At 62.2% G+C, this 13,199-nt stretch carries 15 protein-coding genes; 10 read left to right on the top strand and 5 right to left on the bottom strand.

The window, feature by feature from the left end:
* Positions 1-7: 7 nt before the first annotated feature.
* Positions 8-439, bottom strand: a complete 432-nt coding sequence (locus tag NKH97_RS06490; RefSeq protein WP_023812142.1) for a CBS domain-containing protein — start codon at positions 437-439, stop codon at positions 8-10.
* A gap of 87 nt (positions 440-526) precedes the next feature.
* Entirely contained in the window at positions 527-1,285 is a 759-nt protein-coding gene (locus NKH97_RS06495) for a rhomboid family intramembrane serine protease (RefSeq protein ID WP_023812143.1), read from the bottom strand.
* Positions 1,286-1,514: 229 nt separating this feature from the next.
* Between NKH97_RS06495 and NKH97_RS06500 the strand changes: the two genes are divergently transcribed.
* The 9 genes from NKH97_RS06500 to NKH97_RS06540 all read left to right on the top strand — a co-directional run bounded on the left by NKH97_RS06500 (position 1,515) and on the right by NKH97_RS06540 (position 11,032).
* On the top strand, positions 1,515-2,555 hold the full coding sequence (locus tag NKH97_RS06500; protein WP_023812144.1) for a substrate-binding domain-containing protein: 1,041 nt from the start codon (positions 1,515-1,517) through the stop codon (positions 2,553-2,555).
* 134 nt (positions 2,556-2,689) lie between these two features.
* Complete coding sequence (locus tag NKH97_RS06505; protein ID WP_023812145.1) at positions 2,690-3,946, top strand: LVIVD repeat-containing protein; 1,257 nt, start codon at positions 2,690-2,692, stop codon at positions 3,944-3,946.
* A 72-nt stretch (positions 3,947-4,018) separates the two neighbouring features.
* Positions 4,019-5,548, top strand: a complete 1,530-nt coding sequence (locus NKH97_RS06510) for a sugar ABC transporter ATP-binding protein (protein ID WP_352629426.1) — start codon at positions 4,019-4,021, stop codon at positions 5,546-5,548.
* Positions 5,545-6,561, top strand: a complete 1,017-nt coding sequence (locus NKH97_RS06515; protein ID WP_023812147.1) for an ABC transporter permease — start codon at positions 5,545-5,547, stop codon at positions 6,559-6,561. The genes NKH97_RS06510 and NKH97_RS06515 overlap by 4 nt, the downstream gene beginning before the upstream one ends.
* 446 nt (positions 6,562-7,007) lie before the next feature.
* On the top strand, positions 7,008-7,640 hold the full coding sequence (locus tag NKH97_RS06520) for a PAS domain-containing protein (RefSeq protein WP_023812148.1): 633 nt from the start codon (positions 7,008-7,010) through the stop codon (positions 7,638-7,640).
* Positions 7,641-7,815: 175 nt separating this feature from the next.
* Positions 7,816-8,433 carry a PilZ domain-containing protein gene (locus tag NKH97_RS06525; protein ID WP_023812149.1) on the top strand — a complete coding sequence of 206 codons (618 nt, stop codon included), beginning with the start codon at positions 7,816-7,818 and terminating at the stop codon, positions 8,431-8,433.
* Positions 8,434-8,701: 268 nt separating this feature from the next.
* Positions 8,702-9,310, top strand: a complete 609-nt coding sequence (locus NKH97_RS06530) for a transglutaminase-like cysteine peptidase (protein WP_352795806.1) — start codon at positions 8,702-8,704, stop codon at positions 9,308-9,310.
* A 293-nt stretch (positions 9,311-9,603) separates the two neighbouring features.
* A complete protein-coding gene (locus tag NKH97_RS06535; RefSeq protein ID WP_023812151.1) occupies positions 9,604-10,356 on the top strand; it encodes an NYN domain-containing protein in 753 nt (250 codons plus the stop codon).
* 163 nt (positions 10,357-10,519) lie between these two features.
* Complete coding sequence (locus NKH97_RS06540) at positions 10,520-11,032, top strand: ankyrin repeat domain-containing protein (protein WP_352795808.1); 513 nt, start codon at positions 10,520-10,522, stop codon at positions 11,030-11,032.
* A 44-nt stretch (positions 11,033-11,076) separates the two neighbouring features.
* On the opposite strand, the gene NKH97_RS06545 is transcribed toward NKH97_RS06540, so the two are convergent.
* Positions 11,077-11,604 (bottom strand): gamma carbonic anhydrase family protein, encoded by a 528-nt coding sequence (locus NKH97_RS06545; RefSeq protein ID WP_023812153.1) that lies wholly within the window; start codon positions 11,602-11,604, stop codon positions 11,077-11,079.
* Between the two features lie 19 nt (positions 11,605-11,623).
* On the bottom strand, positions 11,624-11,965 hold the full coding sequence (locus NKH97_RS06550) for a DUF6949 family protein (RefSeq protein WP_023812154.1): 342 nt from the start codon (positions 11,963-11,965) through the stop codon (positions 11,624-11,626).
* A gap of 125 nt (positions 11,966-12,090) precedes the next feature.
* Here NKH97_RS06550 and NKH97_RS06555 point away from each other — a divergent pair, with 125 nt between their 5' ends.
* Entirely contained in the window at positions 12,091-12,816 is a 726-nt protein-coding gene (locus NKH97_RS06555) for a hypothetical protein (RefSeq protein WP_352795811.1), read from the top strand.
* Between the two features lie 62 nt (positions 12,817-12,878).
* Here NKH97_RS06555 and NKH97_RS06560 read toward each other — a convergent pair whose 3' ends face one another.
* Positions 12,879-13,082: a DUF3126 family protein gene (locus tag NKH97_RS06560; RefSeq protein ID WP_013531334.1), complete on the bottom strand. Its 204-nt coding sequence runs from the start codon at positions 13,080-13,082 to the stop codon at positions 12,879-12,881.
* Positions 13,083-13,199: the final 117 nt, after the last annotated feature.

Below are 13,199 nucleotides of genomic sequence, written 5' to 3' on the forward strand. Positions count from 1 at the left end.
TCGCCGCTCAGGCGGTGGCGATATAGGCCCTGATCTCGTCGGCCTCGCGCTCGACATCCTCGATGCGGCGCTTGACCACATCGCCGATGGACACGATGCCATCGAGCATGCCGTCCTTCTCCACCGGCAGATGGCGGAAGCGGCCTCGGGTCATGATCTCCATCACCTCGTTGACGGTGTGATTCTCGTTGCAGATCTTCACCTTCGGCGTCATTGCCGAGCGCACGGCGATATCCAGCGCGGCTCCACCTTCGCGGGCGACAACCCGGACGATGTCGCGCTCTGACAGGATGCCGACGATCTTGCGATCGCCATTGGTGATGACCAGCGCACCGATCTTGTGCTCTGCCAGGATGCGGATGGCTTCGCTAAGCTTTTCGTTCGGCCCGAGCGTCAACACGTCATGGCCTTTTCTCTCGAGAATTGCCTTCACCGTCATGGCGTCCTCCTCTGCTTTGCCTGCCGGTTCCTGCCCTGACCGGCCTTCACGTAAGAGTGAACATCGTGCGCCGTGATCGGTTGCATTTCAAGTGCGGTGGTCGGTCGTCTCCCATTCAGGCGCCTGCCATCGCCTGTCGAACCAACGCAAGCCGAAGAAGCCCGCGAAAAAGCCGCCAATATGGGCCTCCCAGGCGATCTGACCATCTACCCCTGGGGCAAACCCGAGCAGGCCGGTGGCGAGATTGATGACCATCCACATGGCGAGGAAGATCACGACACCGCGCAAGCGCAATACGAATGCGATCGGCAGCACAGGGCCGGCGAAGGCGGCCTTGCCGGCCGAACGGTCGGTGCGGAAGCCGAAACGCGCCGCAGCCCCCATCATGCCTGATATCGCACCGGAAGCCCCGACCAGCGGCGCCTCACCATAAGGATGGATCGCCCAGAAAAGCGCGACCGAAGCCAACCCGGTTGCGGCAAAAAACAGCGCGAACCACAGCGTTCCCAGGCGGTTTGCCAATGGTGAACCAAACGCGGCGAGCCACACCATGTTGATGGCGATATGAGCAAAGCCGCCATGCATGAAGGCATAGGTGAAGGGCCGCGAAAACAGGAACCAGTCGAAGCCGTATTGCCCGGTGTAGAGAACGGGGATGAAGGCCCCGTCATACAGCAATGTCATCTGCTGGGATTCGCTCAACACATATTGCTGCAACAGGTAGACGACGACGCAGATGCCGATCACCGCCAACACGACGGGTGGCAGGTTGAACACCGGCTCGCGCCGTCGTCGCGGCGCGTCGTCCATCTGTTCCGTGTCCGAAGGGTTTACCGGTTCGTTCATGCGCATCTGGTCCAGGAATTCCTGCGCGTCCTTTAGAGCAAGGATGTCCGGGTTGGAACAATTCTGTTTTCTCAACAGCGAACGCCCGGCACCGCATCGTCTTCATTTGCTACGAAACCGAAAGGAAGCGAAGTGGAAATGCTCCGGGATTTGAAAAACTCGCAATGAGCGTTCTCGGAAGCGATGGGCCTCCCCCCTAGAATGCGGCCAATTTCAAAGGGGTCTCCACATGATCAAGCATATTCTTTCGCTGGCGGCAGCCGCCGGCATAGCCGGTCTCGCCACCGCGGCTTCGGCGCAGGGCATATCCGGCGCGCCGGCACCCTTCGATAAGGGCGGCGTCAAGATCGCCGTCGTCAGCTTCCTCGGCTCCGGTGACTGGCTCCAGGCATTCGAGGCCGGCGTGAAGCGCCAGGCCGATGCGCTCGGCATCGAGGCCAACATCTCGCAGGCGCGCAACGACATCAACACCGAGCGGCAGTTGATCCAGCAGGCGATCAATCTCGGCGTGCAAGGCATCATCATCAACAACGGCCAGCCAGAAGCCATCAAGGACGTCGCACAGGCAGCGCTTGACGCCGGCATTCCAGTGGTGGCCTACGACACCAACCTCGACAACCCCAAGATCCCGCAGGTCGAGCAGTCCGATGCCGACATGGCGCGCCTCGTGCTCGACCAGGCGGTCAAGGACCAGGGCGAGAAATTCGACGGCGGCGTCCTCTATGTCGCCGGCTTCGCACCGCTCGACCGCCGTTATGCGGTGTGGAAGGATTTCGGCAAGAAGTACCCAGGCATCAAGGAAGTCGCCACCTGGGGCGTGGTCAACGACACCGTTGCCGCTTCGGTCGCCGACCAGACCAAGGCTGTGCTCACCGCCAACCCGACGCTTTCGGTCGTCTTCGCCCCATGGGACGAGTTCGCCCGTGGCGTGAAGCTCGCCATCGACGAGCTTGGCGTGGCAGACAAGGTGAAGATCTACGGTGTCGATATCTCGACCTCGGACATCCAGGCCATCCTCGAACCGAATAGCCCGTGGGTGGCGACGGCGGCAACCAACCCGGCCGTCGTCGGCGAGGCTTCGGTGCGCGCGCTGGCCCAGCTGATCGCCGGACAGAATCCCGGCCATTCGGTGCTGATCCAGCCGACGCTCGTCACCAGAAAGGACCTCGTCGACAACAACATCAAGACGATCGAGGACCTGCAGGCGAAATTCCCGGCCTTCAAGGACAGCGATGCCGCAAAGGCACCGTGGATCCCGGCGACGAATTGAGCTTCAGCGCCTTCACAAAATCAGCGATCCAAACAATCATCCCCCGGCCTGCTGGGGGATGATTGCGCCTGCCTCCGCCACACCACCCGCTGCGACAGGCAAAGTACGCCGGACCGACCTTTTGAAAGACAATTATGGTTTCTGTCCCCACCCCCGACTATTCCAGGAACATGCGCCTGATCGGTCATTCCGACCAAGGCGGGCGGCCGGACGGATTGCAGGTGATGGTGCATCGCGGCTTCGCCTATGTCGCGCATCCCTGGTCACAAGGCTTTTCCATCATCGATGTACGGGATCCCAAGAATCCGGGCGGGACGGTGTTCGTGCCCGCGCTGCCGAATACCTGGACCATCCATCTGCAGACGCATGAGGATCTGCTGTTGGTCGTCCATGCACGCGATCTGTTCGCCGACGCCGCTTTCGCGTTCGACGAGAAGGTCTACTACACCCAGTCGATCGGCGAGACGATCGGCACCGCGTCTGGTTCGGGCGCGGCGCGGACCTGGTCGGCCGGCATGGCCGTCTATGACATCTCGAAGCCGACGCAGCCTCGCCAGATCGGCTTCTTCCCGGTCGACGGCATCGGCATCCACCGCATCTGGTACGTCGGCGGGCGCTACGCCTACGTATCGGCGCTTCTCGACGGCTACAGCGACTACATCCTGCTGACGGTCGACCTTCAGGACCCGGCACGGCCAGTCGAGGCCGGTCGCTGGTGGATTCCAGGAATGCATCTTGCCGGCGGCGAGACACCCGGCTGGCCCGACGGCCGCCGCTATGCGTTGCATCATGCGGTCGTCGAGGGTGATACCGCCTATGCCTGCTGGCGCGACGGCGGGTTGACCGTCCTCGATGTCGCCGACCCTGCCCTGCCGAGGCTGATCAGCCACAGGAACTGGTCGCCGCCCTATGGTGGCGGCACCCATTCGGCGCTGCCGCTGCTCAAACGCGGCTTGCTCGTTGTCGCCGACGAGGCCGTGCTCGACCATGAGGAGGATGGGCGCAAGCTCACCTGGATCTTCGACATACGCGATCCGGCGAACCCGATTTCGATCTCGACCCTGCCGACCCCGGACGAGACCGATTACACCGCCAAGGGCGGACATTTCGGTCCGCACAATCTGCACGAGAACCGGCCGGGCAGCTTTGTGTCAGACACCCTGATCTTTGCAACCTACCAGAATGCCGGCGTGCGCGTTTTCGACATCTCCGATCCCTATCGCCCAAAGGAGACCGGGGCGCTGGTGCCGCCGGCTCCCAGCCGCATGGTCGACAAACGTCCGAATCGGCCGCAAGTGATCCAGTCGACCGACGTATTCGTCGACGCCAACGGCATCGTCTATTCGCCGGATTACAATGCCGGACTGGCGATCATGGAATATGGCGGCTGACAATTACGACCGTGCCCCGTTGGCTTGCTTGCCTTTCCCAGTTCCCGCTCAACCTGTAACCGGCTGAACCAATTGTCCCTCACCGCCGCCCCCATTGCCGTCGCTGTCGCCGGGATCGAAAAATCCTTTGGCCCGACGCGCGCGCTCGCTGGAGCCGATCTTACCGTGGCAGCCGGGGAGGTCGTGGCGCTGATGGGCGCCAATGGCGCCGGCAAATCGACTCTGGTGAAAATCCTTTCAGGCTCGCATGTACCCGACGCCGGAACGATCACCCTGGGCGGCGGGATCGTCGCCCTCGCCTCGCCCAGCGCCGCCAAGGCCGCCGGCATCGCGACCGTCCATCAGGCGACGGATCAGGCGGGGGCTGCCGGACTGACGGTCGCGGAGAATCTTCTGCTCGATGAACTTTGCCAGCCGGGCGAGCGCTTCTTCGTCTCGGCCCGGTCGATCCGCAGGCGTGCGCGCGCCATCGCGGCGCTGATCGATCTCGACCTGCCGCTCGACCGCGACTTCATCGACCTGCGGCCGGCGGAGCGGCAATTGATCGCCATCGCCCGCGCCGTCGCGGCCAAGGCCTCCGTTCTAATCCTCGACGAGCCGACATCCAGCCTCTCGGCCACGGAAGCGGACCGGCTTTTCGCCATCATCCGGCGGCTGCGCGCGGGCGGCATGGCAATCCTCTACATCTCGCACAGGCTGGGCGACCTTGCCGCCATCGCCGACCGCGCCGTGGTCATGCGCGGCGGTCGCATCGTCGGCGCCTTTGCCAAACCGATCGATTTCCCGGCCGCCGTTGCGGCCATGATCGGGCGGACGCTGGAAGCCGCCACCCATGACGGCAAGATTTCGGCGGCCCCAATCATCGCCTCCATCAAGGGTGCGCAACTGATTCCCGGTGCGAGGCCTTTCGATCTCGATCTGCGCTCCGGCGAGGTCGTCGCTCTGACCGGCACGCTTGGCTCTGGCAAGAGCCGGCTGTTGCGCGCGCTTTTTGGTCTGGAAACGCTGGCGCAAGGCAGCTTCGTGCTCGATGGAAAACCGTGGCTTTCCAACGGGCCGGCGCGATCGATCGAAAACGGCGTCTTCATGGTCGCCGAGGACCGCTGGGCATCGTCGCTGCTACCGCCCGAGGTTCCCGGCGCCTCGATTGCCGGTACTATCGCCCTGCCGCATCTGCGGCGCTGGTTTCCGGACGGCCTGCTGCGGGTCGCGCGCGAGCGCAAGGTTGCCGCCGAGGCGATCGCCCGGCTCGGCATCAAGGCGCGCGGCCCCGATGACACGCTCGACGAGCTTTCCGGCGGCAACCAGCAGAAGGTCGTGCTCGCCCGCTGGCAGGCGGCACCTTGCCGGCTGCTGCTGCTCGACGAGCCCTTCCAGGGTGTCGACGTCGGGGCGCGTGCCGACCTGATCTCCGCAATCCGCAACAGCCAAAGCGGTTCCGCCACGCTGATCGCGACCAGCGACACCGAAGAGGCGCTGGAGGTTGCCGACCGCATCCTCGTCATGCGCGATCACTCCCTTCACGAGGCCGGTGACGGCCATGGCCCGCTGACCGACCAGATCGGCAAGGTCGAGAGCGAAAAGGCCGGAGAGCATCGATGACGAACCCGACGACGGTCCAGCAGGCCGCCCCGCGCACATCGCTTTTCCGCGAAACGCGCCGTTACGCGCTGTTCGTGCTGCTGGCACTGATGGTGATCGGCTTCTGGTACGCGCAGCCCGCCTTCATCCGCTCGGCCAACCTGTTCTCCATCCTGCAGGCGGTTTCGGTCGTGGCGATCCTCGGCGTCGGGGTCTCGATCACGATGTCGGCCGACGGCTTCGATCTCTCGGTGGGCAGCATCGCCGCCTCGTCGGTGATGGCGGCAAGCTATGCCATGGTCGTATGGCAGCTGGATGCGGCCCAGACCATGGGTCTGGTCTTGCTGATGGGCGCCTTCATAGGCCTCCTGAACGGACTGCTGATTGTCCGCATCGGCGTCCCCGATCTTCTCGCCACGCTGGCGACAATGTTCCTGCTCGCCGGCCTGCAGCTAATCCCGACCGGCGGCCGCTCCATCACCGCCGGCATGGTGCTGCCCGACGGCTCGTCCGTTCCCGGTGCTTACGATCCGGCTTTCCTGATCCTCGGCCGGTCACGGCTCTTCGACACCGTACCCCTGTCTGTCGTGGTCATGGCGGTGGTCGCCATCCTCGCCTGGTTCCTGATGGAGCGTACGCGCTGGGGACGCGTCTTCTATGCGATCGGCGGCAACGAAACGGCCGCGCATCTATCCGGCGCGCCGACCAAGGCATATCGACTCTGGGCCTATATCCTGTCCGGCACGCTTGCTTCGTTGGGAGGGCTGATCGTCGCTTCGCGTGTCGGCCGCGGCGACGTCTCGGCCGGCAACTCGCTCCTGCTCGATGCGGTGGCGGCCTCGCTGATCGGCTATGCCGTGCTCGACAAGCGTCGCCCGCATGTGATCGGCACGGTGGCCGGCGCAATTTTCGTCGGCGTCCTCCTGAACGGCCTCACCATGCTGAACGCGCCCTACTACACGCAGGACTTCGTCAAGGGTGTCGTGTTGGTTGGCGCTCTGGCGCTGACCTTCGGCCCGGGGAAGAAGCGATAGTTCACACCAGCCGACCACGGAACGCAGATTTTTCGTCGCATAGCGATCGGACGATGCCGCCTTAGCGACCGCCGGGATGGTTGCCAGCACTTGTCGGCAGGTAGAAATACACGCCCGCCGTTAACCCCGAATCGCCTGGCGCGAATCAAAAAAGAAGCCGTTCAAGGTTTCCCCTGAACGGCTGGTCGAGCCCCCTGCTCCCCTAAAACTCTGACTGAAGTGCTGCCGATCGTCGCGAAACGACCGCTTCTGGAGTGGTTTTTGTGTGCCACGGGGCTCGCTTCTATGCAACGTAAACCACTTGTTAACCTTAACGGCCCCGACCCGTGAACAAGTGTTAACGACGCTGGCACGCTTCCTGCTCCGCAACGCATGTAGGTCATCGGAGGGCGCCCTTCTGTTCACCGATGGGACATCAGACGACAGAATGCGCGGAGCAGCATAGCATGAATCAGAATGGATCGATCACGCTGTTCCAATATTGGAATCGCCTGCGTGACGGACGCCCTGCCCCGAAGCGTTCGGAGGTCGAGCCGGCCGACATCAAGTCGCTGCTGGCCGACACCTTTATCCTGGAACGTGACACGCGCGGGCAAGCCGTATTCCGGCTGGCCGGCACGAGGCTTTGCGCCTGCTACGGCCGCGAGCTCAAGGGGTTTTCCTTTCCGTCGCTGTGGCGCGAGAAGGATCAACGGCTCGTCTCGCGGCTGATCCACGGCGTCTTCGAGCAGAAGTCGGTCGTGCTCATCAGCTATGAGGGCTTCAGCCGCAACGGGCGCTCCAACAAGTTCGAACTGCTTGCCCTGCCGCTTGACGGCGGCGTCGAAAATCCACGCTGCCTGGGCGTCATCAGCGCCGTGGAGAAGCCCTTCTGGCTGGGTGCCGACCCGATCACCGACGCGTTGATCGATTCGATCCGCGTCATAGATCCGGAGAAGGAGCTCCTCAACAACCGTCCGGCGATCGATGTTCCCTCGCTCGTTCCCGATGAACTTGGAGCACCCGAGACGATCTCGGCGCTCGGCCGGGCGCGCCGCATCCGCCATCTCGTCGTCTTCGATGGCGGGCGCGAGGAATAGTCCGTTTGCGGCCTGATGCACGTCGCCCAAAACCGCGCCGCTGTTTTGGCACCACGGCCTGCAAAAAGGAAACCTTGGAGCGCCGCTTTTTCCCTTTGTTAACCCGCCTTGTTGTACTTCTCTGATGAAGTTCCTCGCATCGGCGCGCGGGATGCCAAACGGGGTGTAGGCAGTCATGAGGTCAGCGGCGGTCGACTATGCGCCGTCCCAAGCTGAAAGGCGTAACTTTCAGCGCGTCCGGGTCAAAATCTACGGACGCTTCATGCTGGAAGACCGCACCGAACACCCCTGCCAGGTCGTCGACATGTCACCGGGCAACGTCGCGTTTCGCACCGACCGCATCGGCATGCCCGGCGAAAAAATCATTGCCTACATCGATCATATCGGCCGCATCGAAGGTGTCGTCACGCGCACCTTGCAGGACGGTTTCGCGATGACCGTCATCGCGTCGGATCGCAAGAAGGACAAGCTGGCCGCGCAATTGACCTGGCTCGCCAACAAGCATGAACTCGACCTGCCGGAAGATCGCCGCCACGAGCGCGTCGCGCCGCGCAATCCGACCAGCGTGCTGCAGCTCACCGACGGCCGCCAGTACCAGTGCCGTATCATCGACCTTTCGCTCTCCGGCGCCGCGGTCGAGATCGACGTCAAACCGGCGATCGGCATCCAGGTCATGCTTGGCACCATGCGCGGGCAGGTCGTGCGTCATTTCGAGGACGGCGTCGCCATCGAATTCGCTGTGATCCAGCGCCCCGAAACGCTCGATTCCGAATTCAACACGCCACGCACCTGAGCAGGCCCGACAGCGACACTCCAGGAAACCGGCCCTTGTGGCCGGTTTTGTTTTCGACGCCATGACCGGCATGCTTAGCCCACTCTTGGCGGGCTTGGGAGCCCTCCGCGCGCCGAGATTCGCGCCTCAAGATCCAAACGAATTAATACTCAAATGATTCAAATTTTATTTTTATTCTACTGGAGTTTTACTCAATATCTACTTCGCGCTTTTGCGTCAAATAAATCCACATGTGGCAATGTCTCCTTCGAACGGGGAGACTACAACAATGAAGAAAACGAGGGGCAAGCTGTTGCTGGTGGCAATGGCGATGCAGCTTTCCGCTTGGGGATCAGCATATGCCGCGGGACCGGCCTATATGCACACCGGCGGACGCACCACCCAGCCTGTTGGTCATTATGAGTTCTGCCAGCGCAGTCCTGGCGAATGCAGCGAACGGACCCCGAAGGGTGCGCCGATCGAACTGACCCGCAAACTGTGGGCGACGATCGTCAACGTCAACAATTCGGTCAACACCCGCATCAAGCCGCGCACCGACATGGAAAACTACGGTGTCGAGGAATATTGGGCCTATCCGGCCAATGGCTATGGCGATTGCGAGGATTACGCGCTGGAAAAGCGCCGCGAGTTGATGGATGCGGGCATGCCGGCCGGCAATTTGCTGATGACGGTGGCGCGCCAGCCGAATGGCGACGGCCACGCGGTGCTGACAGTGCGCACCAGCCTCGGAGAATTCATCCTCGACAATCTCGAGACCAAGGTCCTGTCCTGGACGGACACCGACTACACCTATCTCAAGCGCCAGTCGGACCAGAATTCCGGTGCTTGGGTGACGATCAATGACGGCCGCTCCGACGCGGTCGCCAGCGTCCGCTAGAACAGAGCTCAAGCGCGCCGCGTGAATGCGAGGCGCTTCAGGAGAAACCCGGTCGAGTCCCCACCCTCCCCGTCCCCAACGACCGGGTGAAAGGAGCCGGCCCCGTCCCCGGGCCGGCTCCGCCATTTCTGGCGGTCCATTGAAATCTTGACAATGTCACGATTTCTATTCCTTAGATTCCTGTTTGCAGCCCACCTCTGCTACAACAGCAAGTAGCGCGAACCGTGGTTTGGCAATGGTTTCGCCGGCTAGAGTTCGAATCTTGAGAGGGCGCCAGCCGCAGGAAGTGTCGCATGCCTCCCGAGCCCCGATCACCTCGCCTTGCGGTTCTTATCGACGCCGACAACGCTTCCGCCAAGATTGCCGACGGCCTGTTCGCGGAGATCGCGAAGATTGGTGAAGCCAGCGTCCGCCGCATCTACGGTGACTTTTCAAACGTCCGGTCGAAGGGATGGACTGACGTCTTGTCAAAGCATGCGATCATTCCGCAGCAGCAGTTCGCCTATACCACCGGGAAGAACGCCTCAGATATCACGCTGGTGATCGATGCCATGGATCTCCTCCATAGCGGTCGCTTCGATGGTTTCTGCCTGGTTTCTTCCGATAGTGATTTCACCCGGCTTGCCGCCCGCATTCGCGAACAGGGTGTCGATGTATTCGGGTTCGGCGAGCAGAAGACACCGGAGAGTTTTCGGCAGGCATGCCGCCGTTTCATCTACACCGAAAATCTTCTACGTGGCGTGGCCAACATTCAAGATACCGCGCCTGCAGCCAAGCCGCTTCAATCGTCCAGCGCTGCGATGCCCATACTCAAGAAAGTCATTGGTCAGATGGACAGTGAGGATGGTTGGGTATTGCTCGGCACATTTGGAAAGCAGCTGTCAAACCTGTTTTCAGATTTTGACCCTCGCACCTACGGCTTCAGCAAACTGAGCGATCTGGTGAGGAGTACGGATGCATTTGAAATCGAAACCCCTAAGGGTGGAGGCATGCGAATACGGACCAAGCCTACGGCAGGGAAGAAAGCAAAAAACAAAGCCGCGTAGCGGTGGCCAGGGGACCACATATCCCAACGAGCGCATCAGAACGTCGCGACCACCTTTCCGCCGGCAGCAGATCGAGGCACTATAGGCCGTCAGTTTCGCCTTCTGGATCACGGCGATGTTGGAAATCCCGGAAGATCGGTGCGAACGTCATCGTCTGTTCAAGGTGATCGACGATGCCTTCAAGGCCGGCGATTTCGAAGGCCTCGGCGTAGCCCTGGGCGGCTCGCCCCGCTGGTTCGATGAGCGCATGCCGTTTGAACTCGGCCTCGGGCATCCGCTGGAATATGGGATCTATTGGAGCCCCGTCGGTTTCATCTCGACCTTGCTGGATGTTGGCTCGGATCCGAACTATCAGGATCACGGCGGGTTTCCGTCCGTCATTGCGGCGCTGTCCACCGACCGGGCCGACAGGCTGGACATCGTGCGGGTATTGATCGACGGCGGCGCCGACCCGAACATGCGGGGTGTGAACGATTGGACGCCGCTTCACTATTCGGTGGCAATCCGCAGTGCCGATGCGATCCGCCTGCTTTTGGTGGCGGGCGCCGACCCGGCACTCGAAACCCGCATCGATAACTACAGGACGGCCGTGGAAGAGGCCGAGATTGCCGGCTTTGAAGCCGGTGCTTCATTGCTGCGCGATGCGATGGCCGGGCGCAGCTCCAACGAACAGTGAGTTGGGGCGCGACGAACCCTCGCCGACAGGTGGCCAAACCGGCCTCAGACCTTCTTCAACCCAACCTTGAAGCGCTTGCCGTTGGCGACATAATGCGCCGCCGAGCCGCGCAACCTGGCCACGGCCGCGTCGTCCAGCACCCTGATCGCCTTGGCAGGTGAACCGACGATCAGCGAATTGTCCGGGAATTCCTTGCCTTCGGTGACCAGCGCGCCGGCGCCGACCAGAGAATTTCTGCCGATTTTCGCGCCGTTCAGCACGATGGCGCCCATGCCGATCAGGCTGTTGTCGCCGATCGTGCAGCCATGCAGCAAGGCGCGGTGGCCGATCGTGCAGCCTTCCCCGATCGTCAGCGGGAAGCCGGGATCGGTGTGCATGACGGTATGTTCCTGCACATTGGTGTCGGCGCCGATGACGATGGGCTCATTGTCGCCGCGGATGACGGCGCCGAACCAGAAGCCGGCATTGCGTCCGACCCTGACGTCGCCGATCAGCGTCGCATCGGGCGCGATCCAGTTCGAGTCCGCATCGGCGAAGCTGGGCTCTGTTCCGTCGATCGCATAAAGCGGCATTTCTGGTCTCCGAATCGTCTCAGCCTGGCAGTTCGGACCCTAGGAGACGGACCGTCCATGAGGCAATGGCAAGCACGACGACGCCCAGCGCGAAGGTCCACGCAATTGCCGTGCAGCCGCAGGACATCAGCGCCAACGTTGAAATGCGGCGCTGACGCCGGGCATCGATGGCATCGTTGACCAGCATGAAGGGTCCGGCACAGGCCGTGGCGAGCAGCGAGCGCAAGACATGTGACGGCGACACATAGGGTTCGGTGAAGGCGACCTTGCGGCCCGACACCAGTTCCATGGCCGATCCGGCCAGCCCGCAGGCCGTCAACCCGACGGCAAAAGCAAAGAGTGTGAGTTCCAGCGGTCCCATCTTAACTTTCCATTTACCATGAAATTGCACAGTCGTTCCATGCAGGCTGCAAGAGCCGTGCCGTGCGATGTGTGCCGCCCAGGGACACTGGAGGCGGACGGGCGGCCCGAGATTCGAGGACTGAGATGAAGCAGGCAGCGCTCGCCAACGAACTTACCGTGGTCGATTCCACGCTGATGAAGCGGGTGCTCTACGGGTTCGCGGCGCTCGCCCTGTTGTCGGTGGCGATCAGCCTTGCCGGCAAATGGTTCGGCCACTCGATCGCCATGGCCGGATACACCGACGACGCAACGGTGCACCAGGTGGTGATCGGCAACAATGTCATCACGGTCCCGGCCAACGCCATCCGTTTCGCCCAAGCCCGGCGCGACGGCATCGCCTCGCGGCTCGACCTCTATCTGCGCTATCCCCAGATGGACGGCTACAGCGAGCCGGCGCGCAACGATTTCAACCACACGGGCACAGTCAAGAACGTCGTCTTTCTGTCCTTCGAACAGCAGATGATGTCGCGTGACATGAGTGGCCGCTTCACGCCGATCTACAGCGCGTTGATCACCCGACCCGGCATTGCCGGGCCTGGCGGCACGATGATTTATGGTTTCAACGAGAAATCAGGCTATCTGAACGAGGTGCTGGTTGTCGGCAATCGCCCCGGCAAGGAGCCGTTCGTGGCCCGTTGCCTGAGCGGGCCGAGTGCCGAGCAATCGCTGGCGCCTTGCGAGCGCGACATTCAGGTCGGCGACGAACTCAGCCTCACCTATCGCTTCCCAAGGGAGTTTTTGGGCGATTGGCAGGCGCTCGACGCGGCAATCGCCACTGAAGCCGGGCGCGTTCTGAAGGCGGGACGCTAAGAACGCTTCGAGGGAACCGGCTGGCCGGCCGCATGAGCCGACCGACCGCAAGATTTGCTGGCTCAGGCCAGATCGATGTCGAGAATTGCCATCGAAAAATTGTAATCGCCGTCGTCCTCGTCCTTGAAGACGATGCCGAGGAATTCGTCGCCGACATAGACCTCGGCCGAATCATCCTTGCGCGGCCGTGCCTTGACCTCAAGCTTGGGGTTTTGGAAGACGCGCTTGAAATAGGCGTCCAGCTTTCTGATTTCGTCCGGCTTCAACAGTCTTCTCCGATCATCGGGCTTGCTCGTTCAACGCGCTTCTGGCACGTCGACAATGGCGATGTAAAGGCAAGCGGCCTGATAAGGCGAGACAACCGCCCGCTCCTGCCCGCGGCC

This window comes from Mesorhizobium sp. M0870 (genome assembly GCF_040319775.1).
Classification (GTDB): domain Bacteria; phylum Pseudomonadota; class Alphaproteobacteria; order Rhizobiales; family Rhizobiaceae; genus Mesorhizobium.